Raw genomic sequence first — 16,609 nt, 5'->3', positions numbered from 1 at the left:
CCCCCTAGGTTTTGTCTGAAAAGTCGACTCTCATACACCGCTCAATGCAAGCCAGCGTCACCATCGCTCTGTAACTGCTGGCGAGCTTATCGTACCGAGTATTAAGTTGGCGTTTTTCCTTGAGCCAGCCAAAGAGCCACTCTACCATATTATGCTGGCGATACTTGGGCCGGTCAAACTGATGCGGTAGGACTGGCCGTGGGCGTCGATCCAAAAGGCGTCGGGGGATAATCGGGCGCATGCCGTAACGTGTGCAGTAATGTCGTAATGCATTGCTGTCGTAACCCTTGTCTGCCGTGGAGCCCGAGCTCTCTAGCGATCTGCCGCTGGCTCATATCTAAGTCATCACGAGCGTAAATCTGGTATCGTTGTGTCTGGGTCAGCTGTCGGAATCCATGTTCTGCTTCACTTTGGTCGGTAAAGCAGGGAGGGCAACGGTGCAGACCCTCCTGCTTCTATCTTGTGGTCCAAATGGTTGTAGTTATTTTATGAATCTAAGTACGCTGTTTCAGATATCGGTACGTGTCGTGAATTCAGGAAAAATCACCCTATTCGCTATAGGTGCCTCGATATTTATACATGTTTATCTTCATGCGGGTACTTCTTAGTAATTGTTGAGTGCTCTTCCGCAGAATAAAGTTATCAGGCGCATCAACAATGTGATTTTTCAAATAGGCTAATTTATCGCCTGTTTTATTTCATTATTAGTAATTATTTTGACTCGCTCTTGAAGTTTTCGAAGAAATATTTTACCTCAGGACGATCCATATTTATCGTCAGTCCGAAAACTATGATAGATCTATACAAGCTAGGCTTTAGGCTTAGTGTCTCAATGCCTCTACTGTCTTCCTTGCGTAGTGCAAGTCTAGGAACAATAGAGGCGCCAATGTCACTTCTAACCATTTGAATTAAAGTGCTGAAATCATTAACCCATAAGCGAATCAAAAGTTCATTTCGTGAAACCCCTGATTCTTCGAAAAATTTATATACTAAATCCTCGCATCCACCTGAAGAAATTATTAGTGGGAAGTCACTAGCTTGATCAAGGGAAACCTCAAGGTTACTAGGGTCTGTTGACGTTTCATGGCAGGGGTATTGGCAGGATAGGGGCAAGCTCACAGAATAAAGGTTCCTAAGCCAACAAACTGCAAGCCTGCCATGCCCCGACAAATGCTCACGGATGAACACTGGCCGAAGCTGAAATCTATCCTGCTTCAACAAGGTATTTATGACAAGACCGATCTGCGTACCACGGTGGAAGGCATCCTTTATCGGATGCGAACCGGCTGCCCGTGGCGGGACCTACCGGAGGCGTTTGGCCCCTGGAACACGGTCTACAAGCGCTTCAACGCCTGGTCAGCGAGTGGAAAGCTGATGAGGATTTTCATCTCTCTGGTGGAAGATCCTGATGTCGAGTGGCTATTTATTGATGGTTCCTACGTCAAGGCTCACCAAGATAGCACTGGGGCTGCCACGGAAGATGCAGAAGCCATTGGCAAAAGTCGTGCAGGCAATACCAGCAAGATCCACTTGGCCGTGGATGCTTATGGGTTGCCGATCGCCTTCAGAATAACCGGGGGTGAAGTGCACGACAGCACGGAAGCCCAGGCATTGATTGACGGTTTGCCGGCAGGTGACGCGCTGGTGGCTGACAAAGGCTATGACAGTGAACGTATCCGTGAGCAGGTCGAAGCCAAAGGAATGGCTGCCGTCATTCCACGCAGGCGTAACTCGAAAAAAGGAAATGCCAATCTGGACAGAGGGTTATATCGCTACCGGCATCTGGTTGAGAATGCCTTTGCTCGATTGAAACCGTATCGCGCCATTGCGACGCGCTACGATAAGCTCAAACGAAATTACGAAAGCATGGTGGCCTTGGCATGCGGCTTTTTATGGCTACCAATGTGAAACGTCAACAGGCCCTAGCTAGAGGGTGTTCTTTGGGGACCACCACAACAAGCTCGTCTTGGAATGCAACTTTCCCATAAAACGTCCCTTTCCACTTTTGCGAGACAGTATTTGAAATATCAGTTGTAAATCCGACATCAGCTATTCCATCCACGACCCACCTTTCAACTTCATGCTCAAAACCAGTGAGTATGTTTCCAATACAGCTCTCAATTTTTTTGTTCTTTATATTGTTTAGATATGATGTGGCAACGCTATTGATTGAAGCGATATTAAGCCGTTCCTTGGGCGAGCTTCTGGAAAAATCTGCAAGTGCATTAATATTGTTTAGTTCTACTATAATGTCTTCAGAACAAGTATATAGTTCGATTCCGACAGGAGTAAGTCCAGAAATGTTTCGTCCATTGTAGGAAAAAAGTGGAGTCTCAAAAAAATCCTCAAGCCTTTTTAAAGAGTGACTTATGCCCGACTGGCTTACTCCCATGCATGAGGCAGCTTTAGTGTAAGATTGTGTATCTGCGACACTTTTGAAAGCGCGAAGCTGTGACAGGGTTATTTCATTTTTTTTGCTCATCGAATCACCTCATATTAAAGATGACGTGGATTGATTTTATATATCCTAATTTTTGCGGCATCCTAAATCAAACAGAAATTAATCAGGTGTTGCAATGAACCAAAGTGGAATTAGATTCGAGCATCCGTCGGTAGGTGATGCTAAAAGCTTGTTTCGAATGGCAGCATGCAATGATGATTTGGATTTGTGTCCTGAGTATTTTTATCTTGTTTGGTCGCGAGATTTCAGAAATACATCTCTGATGGCCAAGTCTGGGAATAAATTATTTGGTTACATACTTGCATATATCAGACCCGATGGCAAGACACTTTTTTTGTGGCAGATAGCTGTTGATCCTGATGTAAGAAGTTATGGTTTGGGTTTTGCTTTAGTGAAAAGATTGATCGATAGTTTAGGCGAAAATGTTAGGGCATTTGAAGCTACAATTGATATTAGTAATGATGCAGCATACAACACGTTGATCCCGGCCTATTCATGAGGCCGGCCTGAAAACGAAGATAGCGGATGGTATTCTCTTGAAAATTCAATGTGTTCCGCCAAGAACCTGAACCAAGAGAGCCATCCGCTATGGGTGAAAGCCTATCTACCTGGACGCCCTCGTGCAACGGCTCCGTCCGTGTCGAGCTGAGCGGCCACCGCACCACCAGTGACAGCGGCGCTCTGCTGCTGCGTGAAGCCCTCGACAACAGCGGTGTGATCGAGGCGCTCGAAGACAATCTGGTCGATCAACGCCACCCGCTACGCATCCGCCACTCGCTGGCCAGCCAGCTGCGAACCCTGGTGCTGCAGCGCGCGATGGGCTGGATCGACCTCAGCGATACCGACACGTTGCGGCGTGATCCCCTCTGGCAGCTGGCCTGCAGCGATGCGCGTGGAATGACGCCACTGGCCCAGGACCGGCCGTCTCAAGCCACGCTGTCGCGGCTGCTGACTTGCCTTGGACGCAACGACAACATCGATGCCGTGCATGAAGGCCTGCTGCGACTGGTAGTCTGGCGCCTGACCTCGCTGAAGAACGGCGAGCGACCCAAGCAGTTGACCCTCGACATCGACGGCCTGCCGATCGAGGTCCACGGTCACCAAGGTGGCTCGGCCTATCATGGCCTTTACGGGGTCCGCATCTACTCGCCGCTGGTCGCCTCGCTGGCCGAAACCGGTGACATGGTGGGCGGCCTACTACGCGAAGGCAACGCCGGCCCGGCCGAGAACGCCGATACCTGGATCCCGCACCTGGTGAAGCGGCTCAACGAAAGCACCGGCGCCCAGGTTCGGGTGCGTATCGACGCCGGGTTCACCGACAACGACACGCTGGAGGCGTTGGAAGATCGCGGCATCGAGTACCTGGGCCGGCTGCGCAGTCACACGGGGCTGCAGACACTGGCGGCGCCGTACCTGAAGCGGCCCCGAGGTCGGCCGCCCGAGCAGCCACGGGAATGGTGTCATGACCTGGAGTACCAGGCCGGCACCTGGCCTGAACCACGGCGCGTGGTACTGGTCGTGCAAGAGCGACCCGATGACCTGCTGTTGCATGCCTTCTTCCTGGTCACCAACCTCAACAAGTTCGACTGGCCGCCGGAGAAGGTCCTGGCACTGTACCGCAAGCGCGGTAGCGCCGAAGCGCACATGGGCGAGGTGAAATCAGCGCTCGACGTACACCTCTCGTCGACGGATCGTGGCGCCTCCACGGTTCAGGACGTGATGGCGCGTAACGAGGTGAGCCTGCTACTCAGCCTCTATGCTTATCAGGTCCTGCATGGCCTGCGCTGCCTGCTGGAGCGGCAGACTCGGCAAGGCTGGAGCCTGAGTCGGATGCGCGAGCAGGTGCTTAAGGTCGCCGCCACACTGAAGCTGCATGCCCGGCGGATCACCCTTCATCTGGGTGCCGCCGCCGATAAGTGGTGGCCGACGTTGCTGAAGGGGCTGCCGAAGCTGACGGCGCTGAGTTGACGCCCGGCGAGACGGCTTCAGGACCTGAAATCGAGCGACCGCTGCAGCGGCCGGCGGTCACGGCTGCTTTGACGGTCGCAATGGATTCCCAAGAGCTATAAGAAACCGGGAAGAAAGCCATGTTCGGGCATTACTCAGCGGCCTCTCGCGTCGGAGAGGCCGATCCTGATGAGCGACGCCGCCAGCCAGCCTCTTCACGCCGCCCAGTCAGCGTCTTCGTGAATAAGGCGGGTTGATATCACTTGCCAAAACTTATAACGCTAATATAACTCAAAAAGATTTATTTTTAGAATGCGATTTTTTTAGCAATCATCATAAAGAAACTCTGATACGACTTGAAAGGAAAGAGGAGTTGGCTAAATGAGGGTGTGGAGCAAGGATAAGATAAGGAAATCTTTTCAGCATGTAGATAATCATCACTTTGATAGCTATAGACTTCTTGTTAGTGATGACGGCGCTATATATTCGGTGCATGATACGATCATACGCTCTGGTGAAACTTTAAATATTTGTTACAAGTATCAAGAAGAATTTGTTTATATAATTTCTGGAACTGGGTATGTTGATGACTTTTTTAGTGGAGTCAGGCACGTGCTATATCCGGGGGTGTGTTATTACCTGAGTATCGGTGATGGGCATGAGTTGCATGCCATTACTGATCTGCGGGGGATCTGTATTTTCACGCCACCGACAAGAGGCGATGAGGTACATGATGAAGCAGGGGGGTATCCTCCAATAGATGACCTGGTGGAGTAGACGGATTGTCTATTTTTATTTCAATTATAGCAATGGCGTGTCTAGGGCTTACTCACTTTATAAATGGTATGTTGTCTAGGCATTATGAGGTGAAGAAGATAAGCTTCTTTACACATATGGGCGGTTTTTTAATAGTATTAATGGCCGCGATTTTTTTCTCTAATTTTACCTTTAGTTCTCTTTATTGGGGGGCGTTGTCAGGTATTGCTTCAGCATGGGGCGCAATTTTTCTTTATCGAGGCATGAGTACTGGTGCCGTTAGTGCCATTGTCCCGCTTAGCGGCGTTTCAATGGTAGTTTTCTCTCTAATTATATCCATTTTATTTCTTGGCGAACGTATTGGTTTATTCAGTAGTCTAGGGATTGTTTTTTCAATCCCAGCAATTATACTTATGACTTTGAATACTAATCATTCTAATAGTAACTATATAACTGAGCGGAAAAAAGGTGGAGTTAGTCAAGCTATTTTTTCTGGGCTTGGATTTGCATGTCAATTAGTAACATTAGGGAATGTACCTTCTTCAGGAGCCTTAGCTGCTGTCGCAGTGAGTATGTTTGTTGGCGCCACAGCAATTTTTCCCTATGCAAAGCCTAGTATTTTTGAGGTGACCAGGAGTCAGGCAAGAAAAGCTATGTTTGCCGGTGCAACAAGCGCTCTTGGTCTTGTTCTCTATACTATCGCTAAAGAAGGACAGTTAGTTATAATTAGTGTTCTGATTATTTCAATGTACCCTCTAATTCCTGTGATTCTCGGTGTGATATACCTTAAGGAAAGAGTTAGCCGTATTAGAGTTTTAGGTATCGTTTTTTCTATTTCAAGTATCGTTGCTCTGACTTTGGGAGGTAATAGCAATGTTTGAAATTTCAGATTTCAATGGGGAGAAAAATTCAAACCATATTCTGGAAGAATATTATGTGAACTGTATTTCGAATGCTCTGAAGAGGATTCATTTCGGTGGTTCAGCTTATCAGTCAAAACTCCTGGATTTCGACGTATCATATCAAAATGTTACCTCTTTGAATGATATAGAATCCCTTCCATTTACTACGAAAGCAGATTTCCAAGATAATTACCCTTATGGATTATTCGCCGTTCCGACTTCTGAAGTCATTAGGATTCATTCTTCAAGTGGCACAAAAAGTAAGCCAAAGATTGTTGGATATACCAAGAATGACATTAGGAACTGGGGAGCACTTGTTCTTCGTTGTCTAATGATGCATGGGTTATCAAAAGAGGACATTGTACTTAACTCGTTTGGGTACGGGGTATTTACCGGTGGCCTAGGTCTTCAGCTTGGAGTTGAAGCTAGCGGCGCAACTTTGATACCTGCTTCTACTGGAAAAACAGCAAAACAGATAGACCTATTACGAGACCTTGGAGCCACCGTTCTTTTGAGCACCCCTTCCTTTGCAATGCATCTTTCTGATGAATCAGAAAAACTAAATTTTGACATTGCGAAAAGTCCTCTAAGACTAGGTTTTATGGGGGCCGAACCATGGCCAGACAACATGAAAAGTCAAATAGAAAAAAGACTTGGTATTAAAGCTGTGAATATATATGGCTTGTCAGAAATAATGGGGCCAGGTGTTGGGATTGAAGACCCGGATGATAGTAACAGCCTTATACTGTGGGGTGATCATTTTTATGTGGAGATTGTGAACGAAAAAGGTGAATTAGTCCCTGATGGATGTTATGGAGAGTTAGTGATTACGAGTTTTTTGAAAGAAGCGATTCCGCTTATAAGATATAGAACTGGTGACATTACTCGTATTATAAAGAGAAATGGGCTTTATGGTGTATGGGTGGAACGTATAGCCTCTCGGTCTGATGACATGCTGATTGTCAAAGGGGTTAATATATTCCCAAGCCAAGTGGGGGCTGTTTTATGCAACTATTCAGACCTATCGCCATATTACTTGTTGGAAATAGAAAGGCGTGGGTTTTCAGATAATGTTATTCTCAATGTGGAGCTAGCACGAGGAAAACACAATCTTGAAAGATCCCATGTTTACAATGTTTCAGAAAATCTCAAGAAATATTTAAAGGATGAGTTAGGAATTTATATAGATGTGAAAATGTACAACCCAGGTGTTTTGGAGCGATTTACATCAAAGCGACAAACTGTCAATGACAAGCGTGAGAATGCGGGCTCAGGCTATATCGTCTGAGATCATATTCTTTACGAGCATATAGGTTATATCCAATCTTTAAGAGATGCAGTCAACTTAGTACTACAGCCGTAACTGTATAAGCTACAATGCATGTGGTTGATATGGAAGCAATTACAGGGTAAAAGGTGCAAGAACTGGATTTCTCTTTTTCAGCATTATTGCTGAGGAATCCCCATGAAATGGGTAATAAAATCAGCATGATAGGATTGAAAAAGCCTGCATGAGTCATGCATGTTGTGAGTTACGACACACAACAACATGCGAAGGAGACCCATGCAGGCCCCTCGATTCTTGCATAACTTGCTGACGTCTTCACTCTCCGTGATCCATGCCAAGCGGCTACAGACCGTCCTCGATACCGTTGGCGCTCTGCTGGGCGAGCGACGTCTGGGATTAACGGCCATTGGCCGTGCGTTGCCGAGCTCGACGGATGCGGAACCTGTCAACCTGATTCGGACAGATCGTTAAAAATTAATGTCGATTTCGTCGCGGTGTCGCCTGCCGCCGATAGCGTCGGGAAGTTCACCACGCTGTAGGGGGCCGGGTCGTCGTCATCGGGCTGTACCGGATTGATCGAGACACTGGCCGGTGGCATTGCCACCTTGGGGCGTCCGCGGATGAACCGCTCGGGGTGCGCTTCGAAGCTGTCATCGAGCGCTCGCTGGCGGACCTCCGCAATCTCGCGATATCGGCCGGTGAAGACCTGCTCCGGCGTGAAGCCAGCCAACCCGCTGTGATGGTGCTGCAGGTTGTACCAGTCGACGTAGGCGCTATACCACTGCCGGGCATGGACGATGCTCTCGAAGCGCCCGGGATAGTCGGGCTGGTACTTGCTGGTCTTGAACTGGCTTTCGCTGAAGGGGTTGTCATTGCTCACTCGTGGGCGGCTATGGCTGCACGTCACCCCCAGCTCTCCCATGAGGTCCAGATAGCTCCGGGCGATCATCGGCGAGCCTCGATCCTGATGGAGCGTCAGCGCGCCATGCGGGATGCCGTAGCGATCCACCGCCTCCTGGAAGAGCTGCCGAGCCAAGGCGGCATTCTCCTTGTGGGAGACCATCCAGGCCACGATGAAGCGGCTGTAGAGATCCAGCACCACGTAGAGATTGAGGTAGACGCCGCGTCGCCGCGTGGGCAGTTTGCTGATGTCCCATGTCCACGCCTCATTGGCGGCCCTTGCCGTAATACGTGGCACGGCATGGTGTTGAGGCGCACGTTGAGGGCGGCGGTCACCGCTCTCCTTGGCCTCACGCAGCTGCCGGTACCACGTGCTGAGCGAGCCGAGATAAATCCCTTGCTGCAGCAGGTCGTGGTAGATCTCATACACCGGCTGATCCCGGTAGGGTTCGCTATGCGCGATCTCAAGCATTTGCGCTCGCTCCTCGGCCGATAGGGCTCTGGGCTGCGGGCAGTGCCGGCGCGACGTAGATGCCCCGGTAGAAGGCTCATGGCGGCGTTTTCGCCAGGCGTACACCGTGCTGCGGTTGATGCCCAAGGCTCGACAGGCCATGGCCAATGGGAGGTGCGCCGGGCGCTCTTCGAGCACCGTGATCATGGTTCGCTCCCATTGTTCATGCGATCGAGCATCGATAACGCTTTTTTTTGGAGCGATAGGCAGTCTTCGGCGGTCGAGAGTCTCTGCTGAAGACGGGCGTTCTCACGCTCCAGTGCCTCGATACGTTTCTGCTCCGGGGTCTTACTCGGGTTCGGCCCTGGGGCGGTCTTGTGAAGCTTCTCCACGCCATTCTCGGCAAGCTCCTTGCGCCAGGTGGTCAGCTGGCTGCTATACAGCTTTTCTCGGCGCAGCAGCTCTCCGAGTTCGCCATGCCGGCAGGCATCGGCTTCTGCCAGGATGCGCAGCTTGTACTCGGTCGAGAACTGACGACGCGTGCGCTTCTCCAGCTTGGGATTCGGCGTGACCTGATGATCGGGCAGCTCGGTTGGCGGTTTAGGCATGATACGGGCTCCTGAACCTCGGGCTCTGATATTGAGCTTAACTCACTGAGCCGGTGTATGGATTCAGGTTGACACACAGGGGATGCCAAGCACGCCATCAAACGAGTCGATCGACTATTAGGCAACCCTCACCTTCATCAGGAACGACCGCTGTTCTATTGGCTCATGGCCTCGCTGCTGATCGGCCATACAACGCGCCCACTGATTCTGGTGGACTGGTCGCCGATTGATGACCGCGGCAGGCATTTCCTGCTGCGTGCGGCGGTGCCCTTCGCCGGGCGATCGCTGCCCATCTTCGAGAAGGTTCATCACAAGGAAGGATGCCCATACTGTGAAGCCTATCTGCTGGATGCGCTGGCAAGGATCCTGCCCGACAAGGCCACGCCGATCCTGGTGACCGATGCCGGCTTTCGTAACCCGTGGTTTCGGGCCGTTGAAGCGCGCGGCTGGTATATCGTTGGACGGGTCCGTCAGCCCGCCCGTTACCAGGCGTCAGGCGAAGCATGGCAACCCGTGAAGACCCTGTTTCAACACGCGACATCGGAACCGCAGGCGTGGGGCTCCGTCCGGATCGCCGAAAACCATCCGTTCCGCGCTCAGATGGTGCTCTATTATCGACCGCCACGGGGACGTAAGCATCGCAATAAACAAGGCCGGATCTCTCGGGACGGCGGCAGCCGGACGATCGCCCGGCGTCAGCAGGAGCCCTGGGTGCTGGTCAGCAATCTGCCGGACCGCTCAACGCTGGCGAATAAAGTGGTAACGATCTACCGACAGCGCATGCAGATTGAGGAAGGGTTCCGCGATGTCAAAAGTCCCTTGTTCGGGCTGGGCTTCGGCATGCATCAGTCTCGCCAGGGCAAGCGCATCGAGGTCCTGCTGCTGATCGCCATGTTGGCGAACGTGGCCATGATGGTGGCCGGCCTGGATGTCCGAGCCCGGGGGCAACAGCGGCGCTATCAGAGCAACAGTATCCGGCACCGGAGCGTGCTTTCCGTGTGGCGCCTGGGCTTGGAATGTCTTCGTCGTCATCAACCCGACGCCGTGCCTTGGCCTGCTTGGACAACCCTCCGAGCACGACTTCGCGAGGAAGTCAGGGAGCAGAGCCTATGCGGCGAGTAGCAACATATTCGTGGGGATTCGTCAGGCATTATTGGATGACCTGGCAGCGCGGTTAGGCCCGCTCTTTGTGCGATCCGAGACACTTGATCGTGCCTTACGTTACCTTCAGGGACTGCTCGGTCAGTGCGAACGCAAGAATAGCTAGCATTTGCCGAGTGGCTCGGTGATGCCACTCCCGATGGCGTGCAGTGCCTGTTGGATCGTGCTCGCTGGAGTGCGGAGGCGGCATGTGATGTCTGATCTTGCCCACCAACAGTGGTCCCCCCGTTAAGGTATTACACTGAACGAGGTGACCCATGGCAAAGCAAGCTACCCCGATGAAGAAAACACGTGTCCGTTACTCCGATGCCTACCGCGAGGAAGCACTTGCCCTCGCTGACCAGGTGGGGGCTGCCGCTGCCGCCCGTGAGCTGGGCTTGCATCCCAGCCAGCTTTATCAATGGCGTGCCGAGGCCCAGCAGAAGAAAAACACCTCCGAACGCGAGCGGTCACTGGCTGAAGAAAATGCCCGACTTAAGCGGCAACTCGCTGAAATGTCAGAGGAATTGGCCATAACAAAAAAGGCCGCCTTGTGCTCAACCGGTCAATGCAACAGTGGTTGATAACACCTCGGCGGGTGTCTTGTAGCCCAAAGTCTTTCTGGGACGCTCGTTTAGCCGCCGAGCTACTTGGTCAAGGGCTTGCTGGGTGAGCGTGGATAAATCCATTCCCTTTGGGTAGTACTGTCTCAGCAAGCGGTTGGTATTCTCGTTGGTTCCCCGCTGCCATGGGCTCTGCGGGTCACAAAAGTAGACCTGGATATTTGTAGCAATGGTGAAGTCCTTATGTGCCGCCAGCTCTGTGCCCCGGTCCCATGTCAGAGATCCCTTCAGCCCGCCTCATTCACGAGGGCTCTGATCAGGCAGTCTGAAACGGCTAGCTGGTGACTTCTCCCATCAGAATCGTTGTCTATGCCGTGATGAGCCGCCGAGTCATGCCAAAATGCTGCTGTCATGCCGCTTTTCTATAACGTTAAGGAACCAACGGCCGCCGTCAATGCAGCCGTGAGCGTCGCCCGCCGATGCGACCGCTCGATTCCTGGTGATGTGGTGGTTACGCTAGCTATTAGCTCAGGGCGGTCAGTCTCGGCAACCCCTTCAGCAACGTCGGCCACCACTTGTCGGCCGCAGCGCCGAGGTGAACGGTGATGCGCCGAGCGTGCAGTCTCAGCGTGGCGGCAACCTTGAGTACCTGCTCGCGCATCCGGCTCAGACTCCAACCTTGCCGGGTCTGTCGCTCCAGCAGACATCGCAGGCCATGCAAAACCTGGTAGGCGTAGAGGCTGAGTAGCAGGCTCACCTCGTTGCGCGCCATCACGTCCTGAACGGTAGAAGCGCCGCGATCCGTCGATGAGAGATGCCCTGTGTATCAACCTGAATCCATACACCGGCTCAGTGAGTTAAGCTCAATATCAGAGCCCGAGGTTCAGGAGTCTGTATCATGCCTAAACCGCCAAGCGAGCTGCCCGACCACCAGGTCACGCCCAACCCCAAGCTGGAGAAGCGCACACGTCGCCAGTTCTCGACTGAGTACAAGCTGCGCATCCTGGCTGAAGCCGATGCCTGTCAACATGGCGAACTCGGGGAGCTATTGCGCCGAGAAAAGCTGTACAGCAGCCAGCTGACCACATGGCGCAAGGAGCTTGCCGAGAACGGCGTGGAGAAGCTCCACAAGACCGCCCCGGGGCCGAACCCGAGCAAGACCCCGGAGCAGAAGCAGATCGAGGCACTGGAGCGTGAGAACGCCCGTCTTCAGCAGAAGCTCTCGACTGCCGAAGACTGCCTATCGCTCCAAAAAAAAGCATTATCGATGCTCGATCGCATGAACAATGGGAGCAAACCATGATCACGGTGCTCGAAGCGCGCCCGGCGCATCTCCCATTGACCAGGGCTTGCCGAGTTCTGGGCATCAACCGAAGCACGGTGTATGCCTGGCGACAACGGCGACATGAGCCCCCGACAAAGGCACCCACATCGCGCCGGCACTGTCCGCAGCCCAGAGCGTTATCGGCCGAGGAGCGAGCGCAAATCCTCGAGATCGCGCATAGCGAGCCCTACCGGGATCAGCCGGTGTATGAGATCTACCACGACCTGCTGCAGCAAGGGATCTATCTCGGCTCGCTCAGTACCTGGTACCGACAGCTGCGTGAGGCCAAGGAAAGCGGTGACCGCCGCCCTCAACGTGCGCCTCAACACCATGCCGTGCCACGCATCACGGCAAGGGCTGCCAATGAGGCGTGGACGTGGGACATAAGCAAACTGCCCACGCGGCGACGCGGCGTCTACCTCAATCTCTACGTGGTGCTGGACCTATACAGCCGCTTCATCGTGGCCTGGATGGTTTCTCACAAGGAGAATGCAGCGTTGGCCCAGCAACTCTTTCAGGAGGCCGTGGATCGCTACGGAATCCCGCATGGAGCGCTGACGCTCCACCAGGACAGAGGCTCGCCGATGATCGCTCGCAGCTACCTGGACCTCATGGGAGAGCTGGGGGTGACGTGCAGCCATAGCCGCCCGCGAGTGAGTAATGACAACCCCTTCAGTGAAAGCCAGTTCAAGACCAGCAAGTACCAGCCCGATTATCCCGGGCGCTTCGAGAGCATTGTTCATGCCCGGCAGTGGTACAGCGCCTATGTCGACTGGTACAACCTGCAGCACCATCACAGCGGGCTGGCTGGCTTTACGCCGGAGCAGGTCTTCACGGGCCGATATCGCGAGATCGCGGAGGTTCGCCAGCGAGCACTTGATGACAGCTTCGAGGTGCACCCCGAGCGGTTCATACGCGGACGCCCCAAGGTGGCAATGCCACCAGCCAGTGTCTCGATCAATCCGGTACAGCCCGATGACGACGGCCCGGCCCCCTACAGCGTGGTGAACTTCCCGACACTATCGGCGGCAAGCAACACCGCGACGAAATCGACATTAATTTTTAACGAGCTGTCCGAATCAGGTTGACAGGTTCCGGATGCACGTCGAGCGCCGACTTTACCTCGCCCATGTGCGCTTCGGCGCTGCCGCGCTTGCGGTAGAGCGCCAGGACCTTCTCCGGCGGCCAGTCGAACTTGCTGAGGTTGGTGACCAGGAAGAAGGCATGCAGCAGCAGGTCATCGGGGCGTTCCTGTACCACCAGCACCACGCGCCGTGGTTCAGGCCAGGAACCAGCTTGGTACTCCAGGTCATGACACCATTCCCGAGGCTGCTCGGGTGGCCGGCCTCGTGGCCGTTTCAGGTGCGGCGACGCCAGTTTCTGCAGGCCGGTGTGACTGCGCAGCCGGCCCAGATACTCGATGCCGCGCTTTTCCAGCGCCTCCAGCGTGTCGTTGTCGGTGAACCCGGCATCGATGCGTACCCGAATCTGGGCGCCGGTGCTCTCGTTGAGCCGCTTCACCAAGTGCGGGATCCAGGTATCGGCGTTCTCGGCCGGGCCAGCGTTGCCCTCGTGCAGCAGGCCGCCCACCATGTCGCCAGTTTCGGCCAGCGAGGCGACCAGCGGCGAGTAGATGCGGACCCCGTAAAGGCCATGATAGGCCGAGCCACCTTGGTGACCGTGGACTTTGATCGGCAGGCCGTCGATATCGAGCGTCAGTTGCTTGGGGCACTCGCCGTTCTTCAGCGAGGTCAGGCGCCAGACCACCAGCCGCAGCAGACCTTCATGCACGGCATCGATGTTGTCGTTGTTTCCGAGGCAGGTCAGCAGCCGCGACAACGTGGCTTGGGATGGCCGGTCCTGGGCCAGTGGCGTCATTCCGCGGGCATCGCTGCAGGCCAGCTGCCAGAGGGGATCATGCCGCAATGTGTCGGTGTCACTGAGATCGATCCAGCCCATCGCCCGCTGCAGGACTAGGGTTCGCAGCTGACTGGCCAGCAAGTGGCGGATACGCAGCGGATGGCGTCGATCGACCAGGTTGTCTTCGAGCGCCTCGATCACTCCGCTGTTGTCGAGGGCTTCACGCAGCAACAGAGCGCCGCTGTCGCTGGTGGTGCGGTGGCCGCTCAGCTCGACACGGACAGAGCCGTTGCACGAGGGCGACCAGGTCGTTAGGGTTTCACCCATGGCGAGTGGTCCTCTTGAATTGTGTTCTGGCAGGAACATGCTGATTCTACAAGAGAAAACCACTCGCCATCTTCGTTTTCAGGCCGATCTCATGAATAAGCTGGGATTAAGCGTAGTTTTAATGATCACGAAAAAGACGAGTTTTTAGAAAATAGCTACGAATATATAGCGCGCTTCTTTGATGGCTCCTTAGAAGAGCTCGAACAACGGAACCCGCAAATCCAAGCTCGGTTTAAGCGCATCGACAATACGCGCTTTATAGGCTCAATCTATTCATCTGGAGCGCGCTCGGCTACGTGTTCTATCTGGTTTGGTGGCACGTTCGGCGGCCATGGTATTTGCTATTCAAACTCAGAAGACAACAGCCGCAATAGTTTCAACGAAATGATATCTGTCGTTGACGATGGTCACACTCTCGCGCTAGCGCCCATGGGCATGCAGTCGTTTGGAAATCGCGCTGAGAAAGCGCTTTCCCAACAAGGAGCGGCTGAACACCTTTGGAGTCTATTTATTCGTCCGCTTCAGTGAGAAGGCCCAACAGATCGCTTCAGTTGACCGCCCAAAGCGCTGCTGCGCTTTGGGTTCTCTTCTGCGGCCTGCGGCCGCTCCGGCGGCAACTGAGCTTGGGCGTTATATTCCAAACAAGACGGCGAGCCACCCAAAAAAACCTTCCTCAAACGTGAAAAGCGCCCCCTTCGCTGCATGAACCGCACAACGAAGGGGGCGTTTTTCTTACCAAGCCAACTAATCTATCAAGCCTGGTTCGGGCCGTTGTAAACGTCTTCGTCCAGTTCGCCTTCGCTCTTGCCCACAAGGGTGGTGACCATCAGGTCGCCGGCGACGTTGACGCTGGTGCGCGCCATGTCGAGGATGCGGTCGATGCCCGCGACCACGGCGATGGCCTCAAGCGGCAGGCCGACCTGGGAGAGCACAATCGAGAGCATGATCAGCCCGGCGCCGGGAACGCCGGCGCTGCCGATGGAGGCCAGCGTGCCGGTGAGGATGATCATGCCGTAGTCGGCCACGCTCAGGTCCACCCCCAGCATCTGGGCGATAAAGAGGGCCACCACGCCCTGATAAATGGCGGTACCGTCCATGTTGATGGTCGCACCCACCGGCAGCACAAAGCCCGAGACGCCCTCGGAGACGCCGAGGTTTTTCTGCGCGCAGCGGATCGACACCGGCAGCGTGCCCGAGGACGACGCCGAGGAGTAGGCCACTACCAGGGCATCGAGAATGCCGCTCAGGTAGCGTTTGGGGTTGAGCCGGCCAAGCAGCGCCAAAAACCCGCTGTACACCACCAGCACGTGAATCACACTTGCGAGATAGGCCACGCCGATCACCTTGGCCAGCGGCAGCAGCACCTCGAGCCCGTAGTTGCCGGCGACAAAGGCAATCAGTCCGAACACGCCGAACGGCGCAAAGGCCATGACGATTTCGGTGAGCTTGTACATGGCCTCGGCGAAGCTTTCGAACAGGCGCACTACCGGCTCGCCTCTTTCGCCAATCAGCATCAGCGAAATGCCCAGGCCCAGGGCAAAGACGATGATCTGCAGGATGTTGCCCTCGGCCAGCGCGTCAATGGGGTTCTGCGGGACAAGGTCGACAAGAATCTCGACCAGCGAAGGCGCATCCTTGGATTCCATGGGCTTGTCAAAGCTCATGTCCACGCCGGCGCCGGGCTGGAAAATCGTCGAGGCCAAAAGCCCGATGGCGATGGCAAAAGCGGTGGTGAGCAGGTAAAGCCCGATGGTGCGCGCGCCGATGCGGCCCATTTTCTGCGGGTCGCGCATGGCGGTGATGCCCACCACCAGGGTGGAAAACACCAGCGGCACGATCAGCATCTTGATCGCGCTGATGAAAATGTCCCCCAGCGGCTTGAACACGCCGGCGTTTTCGCCCATCAGGGCACCGGCGAGAATACCCAGAAACAAACCGGCAAGAATGCGCTGCCAGAGCGGGATGCGTCGCCAGAAATTAAAAGCGGAACCGGCTGCCATGATGCGTCTCCTGTGAAGGTTATCACTGTTGTTTTGCGCTAAAGGGCGGCGATTTTAACGGTCAAGCTCTGCTGAAGAAACG

15 protein-coding genes and 5 pseudogenes are annotated in these 16,609 nt (G+C 54.1%); 11 read left to right on the top strand and 9 right to left on the bottom strand.

Annotated elements, in window-relative coordinates:
- Positions 1-4: 4 nt before the first annotated feature.
- Positions 5-295: pseudogene (locus P1P91_RS12130) on the bottom strand (transposase); the annotation flags it as partial.
- 416 nt (positions 296-711) lie between these two features.
- Positions 712-1,119 carry a LysR family transcriptional regulator substrate-binding protein gene (locus tag P1P91_RS15180; protein ID WP_407650539.1) on the bottom strand — a complete coding sequence of 136 codons (408 nt, stop codon included), beginning with the start codon at positions 1,117-1,119 and terminating at the stop codon, positions 712-714.
- A 39-nt stretch (positions 1,120-1,158) separates the two neighbouring features.
- On the opposite strand from P1P91_RS15180, the gene P1P91_RS12125 reads away from it, so the two are divergent.
- Entirely contained in the window at positions 1,159-1,908 is a 750-nt protein-coding gene (locus P1P91_RS12125) for an IS5 family transposase (protein ID WP_311881913.1), read from the top strand.
- A gap of 4 nt (positions 1,909-1,912) precedes the next feature.
- Here the strand turns inward: P1P91_RS12125 and P1P91_RS12120 are convergent, their stop codons facing one another.
- Positions 1,913-2,482, bottom strand: coding sequence for a LysR family transcriptional regulator (locus P1P91_RS12120; RefSeq protein ID WP_311882930.1), 570 nt, complete (start codon positions 2,480-2,482; stop codon positions 1,913-1,915).
- A 94-nt stretch (positions 2,483-2,576) separates the two neighbouring features.
- Here P1P91_RS12120 and P1P91_RS12115 point away from each other — a divergent pair, with 94 nt between their 5' ends.
- The 6 genes from P1P91_RS12115 to P1P91_RS12090 all read left to right on the top strand — a co-directional run bounded on the left by P1P91_RS12115 (position 2,577) and on the right by P1P91_RS12090 (position 7,825).
- Complete coding sequence (locus P1P91_RS12115) at positions 2,577-2,960, top strand: GNAT family N-acetyltransferase (RefSeq protein ID WP_311882928.1); 384 nt, start codon at positions 2,577-2,579, stop codon at positions 2,958-2,960.
- A gap of 89 nt (positions 2,961-3,049) precedes the next feature.
- Positions 3,050-4,429: an IS1380 family transposase gene (locus P1P91_RS12110; protein ID WP_376717491.1), complete on the top strand. Its 1,380-nt coding sequence runs from the start codon at positions 3,050-3,052 to the stop codon at positions 4,427-4,429.
- A 360-nt stretch (positions 4,430-4,789) separates the two neighbouring features.
- A complete protein-coding gene (locus P1P91_RS12105; protein ID WP_311882924.1) occupies positions 4,790-5,185 on the top strand; it encodes an ectoine synthase in 396 nt (131 codons plus the stop codon).
- 5 nt (positions 5,186-5,190) lie between these two features.
- The gene (locus P1P91_RS12100) at positions 5,191-6,045 is read left to right on the top strand and encodes an EamA family transporter (RefSeq protein ID WP_311882923.1); all 855 of its coding nucleotides are present in this window, start codon (positions 5,191-5,193) and stop codon (positions 6,043-6,045) included.
- Positions 6,038-7,354, top strand: coding sequence for a phenylacetate--CoA ligase family protein (locus tag P1P91_RS12095; protein ID WP_311882921.1), 1,317 nt, complete (start codon positions 6,038-6,040; stop codon positions 7,352-7,354). Before P1P91_RS12100 ends, P1P91_RS12095 begins: the two co-directional genes overlap by 8 nt.
- Before the next feature lie 276 nt (positions 7,355-7,630).
- A complete protein-coding gene (locus tag P1P91_RS12090; protein WP_311882919.1) occupies positions 7,631-7,825 on the top strand; it encodes a hypothetical protein in 195 nt (64 codons plus the stop codon).
- Here the strand turns inward: P1P91_RS12090 and P1P91_RS12085 are convergent.
- On the bottom strand, positions 7,800-8,912 hold the full coding sequence (locus P1P91_RS12085; RefSeq protein WP_311882916.1) for an IS3 family transposase: 1,113 nt from the start codon (positions 8,910-8,912) through the stop codon (positions 7,800-7,802). The genes P1P91_RS12090 and P1P91_RS12085 overlap by 26 nt on opposite strands.
- Complete coding sequence (locus P1P91_RS12080; RefSeq protein ID WP_273142024.1) at positions 8,909-9,313, bottom strand: transposase; 405 nt, start codon at positions 9,311-9,313, stop codon at positions 8,909-8,911. The genes P1P91_RS12085 and P1P91_RS12080 overlap by 4 nt, the downstream gene beginning before the upstream one ends.
- Before the next feature lie 96 nt (positions 9,314-9,409).
- Here P1P91_RS12080 and P1P91_RS12075 point away from each other — a divergent pair, with 96 nt between their 5' ends.
- Positions 9,410-10,435, top strand: a complete 1,026-nt coding sequence (locus P1P91_RS12075) for an IS4 family transposase (protein WP_311885798.1) — start codon at positions 9,410-9,412, stop codon at positions 10,433-10,435.
- Between the two features lie 296 nt (positions 10,436-10,731).
- Positions 10,732-10,998: pseudogene (locus P1P91_RS12070) on the top strand (transposase); the annotation flags it as partial.
- Positions 10,999-11,010: 12 nt separating this feature from the next.
- Here the strand turns inward: P1P91_RS12070 and P1P91_RS12065 are convergent.
- Positions 11,011-11,307: pseudogene (locus P1P91_RS12065) on the bottom strand (IS30 family transposase); the annotation flags it as partial.
- A gap of 232 nt (positions 11,308-11,539) precedes the next feature.
- Positions 11,540-11,833: pseudogene (locus P1P91_RS12060) on the bottom strand (transposase); the annotation flags it as partial.
- Positions 11,834-11,914: 81 nt separating this feature from the next.
- Here P1P91_RS12060 and P1P91_RS12055 point away from each other — a divergent pair.
- Complete coding sequence (locus P1P91_RS12055) at positions 11,915-12,319, top strand: transposase (protein WP_311882914.1); 405 nt, start codon at positions 11,915-11,917, stop codon at positions 12,317-12,319.
- The gene (locus tag P1P91_RS12050) at positions 12,316-13,428 is read left to right on the top strand and encodes an IS3 family transposase (protein ID WP_311882913.1); all 1,113 of its coding nucleotides are present in this window, start codon (positions 12,316-12,318) and stop codon (positions 13,426-13,428) included. The genes P1P91_RS12055 and P1P91_RS12050 overlap by 4 nt, the downstream gene beginning before the upstream one ends.
- A 10-nt stretch (positions 13,429-13,438) precedes the next feature.
- On the opposite strand, the pseudogene P1P91_RS12045 reads toward P1P91_RS12050, so the two are convergent.
- Both P1P91_RS12045 and P1P91_RS12040 read right to left on the bottom strand, forming a co-directional pair.
- Positions 13,439-14,566 (bottom strand): annotated as a pseudogene (locus P1P91_RS12045) (IS1380 family transposase); the annotation flags it as partial.
- A gap of 713 nt (positions 14,567-15,279) precedes the next feature.
- On the bottom strand, positions 15,280-16,527 hold the full coding sequence (locus P1P91_RS12040; protein ID WP_311882912.1) for a dicarboxylate/amino acid:cation symporter: 1,248 nt from the start codon (positions 16,525-16,527) through the stop codon (positions 15,280-15,282).
- Positions 16,528-16,609 lie beyond the last annotated feature (82 nt).

Origin of the sequence: Halomonas piscis (assembly GCF_031886125.1) — a bacterium.
Lineage (GTDB): Bacteria > Pseudomonadota > Gammaproteobacteria > Pseudomonadales > Halomonadaceae > Vreelandella > Vreelandella piscis.
This window is presented reverse-complemented; position numbering and strand designations above follow the sequence as displayed.

Excerpts from the sequence above, each read along its gene's own strand:
- P1P91_RS12125 (WP_311881913.1), top strand. The coding sequence starts at position 1,159 with ATGCCCCGACAAATGCTCACGGATGAACACTGGCCGAAGCTGAAATCT.
- P1P91_RS12120 (WP_311882930.1), bottom strand. The coding sequence starts at position 2,482 with ATGAGCAAAAAAAATGAAATAACCCTGTCACAGCTTCGCGCTTTCAAA.
- P1P91_RS12115 (WP_311882928.1), top strand. The coding sequence starts at position 2,577 with ATGAACCAAAGTGGAATTAGATTCGAGCATCCGTCGGTAGGTGATGCT.
- P1P91_RS12110 (WP_376717491.1), top strand. The coding sequence starts at position 3,050 with ATGGGTGAAAGCCTATCTACCTGGACGCCCTCGTGCAACGGCTCCGTC.
- P1P91_RS12105 (WP_311882924.1), top strand. The coding sequence starts at position 4,790 with ATGAGGGTGTGGAGCAAGGATAAGATAAGGAAATCTTTTCAGCATGTA.
- P1P91_RS12095 (WP_311882921.1), top strand. The coding sequence starts at position 6,038 with ATGTTTGAAATTTCAGATTTCAATGGGGAGAAAAATTCAAACCATATT.
- P1P91_RS12090 (WP_311882919.1), top strand. The coding sequence starts at position 7,631 with ATGCAGGCCCCTCGATTCTTGCATAACTTGCTGACGTCTTCACTCTCC.
- P1P91_RS12085 (WP_311882916.1), bottom strand. The coding sequence starts at position 8,912 with ATGATCACGGTGCTCGAAGAGCGCCCGGCGCACCTCCCATTGGCCATG.
- P1P91_RS12080 (WP_273142024.1), bottom strand. The coding sequence starts at position 9,313 with ATGCCTAAACCGCCAACCGAGCTGCCCGATCATCAGGTCACGCCGAAT.
- P1P91_RS12055 (WP_311882914.1), top strand. The coding sequence starts at position 11,915 with ATGCCTAAACCGCCAAGCGAGCTGCCCGACCACCAGGTCACGCCCAAC.
- P1P91_RS12050 (WP_311882913.1), top strand. The coding sequence starts at position 12,316 with ATGATCACGGTGCTCGAAGCGCGCCCGGCGCATCTCCCATTGACCAGG.
- P1P91_RS12040 (WP_311882912.1), bottom strand. The coding sequence starts at position 16,527 with ATGGCAGCCGGTTCCGCTTTTAATTTCTGGCGACGCATCCCGCTCTGG.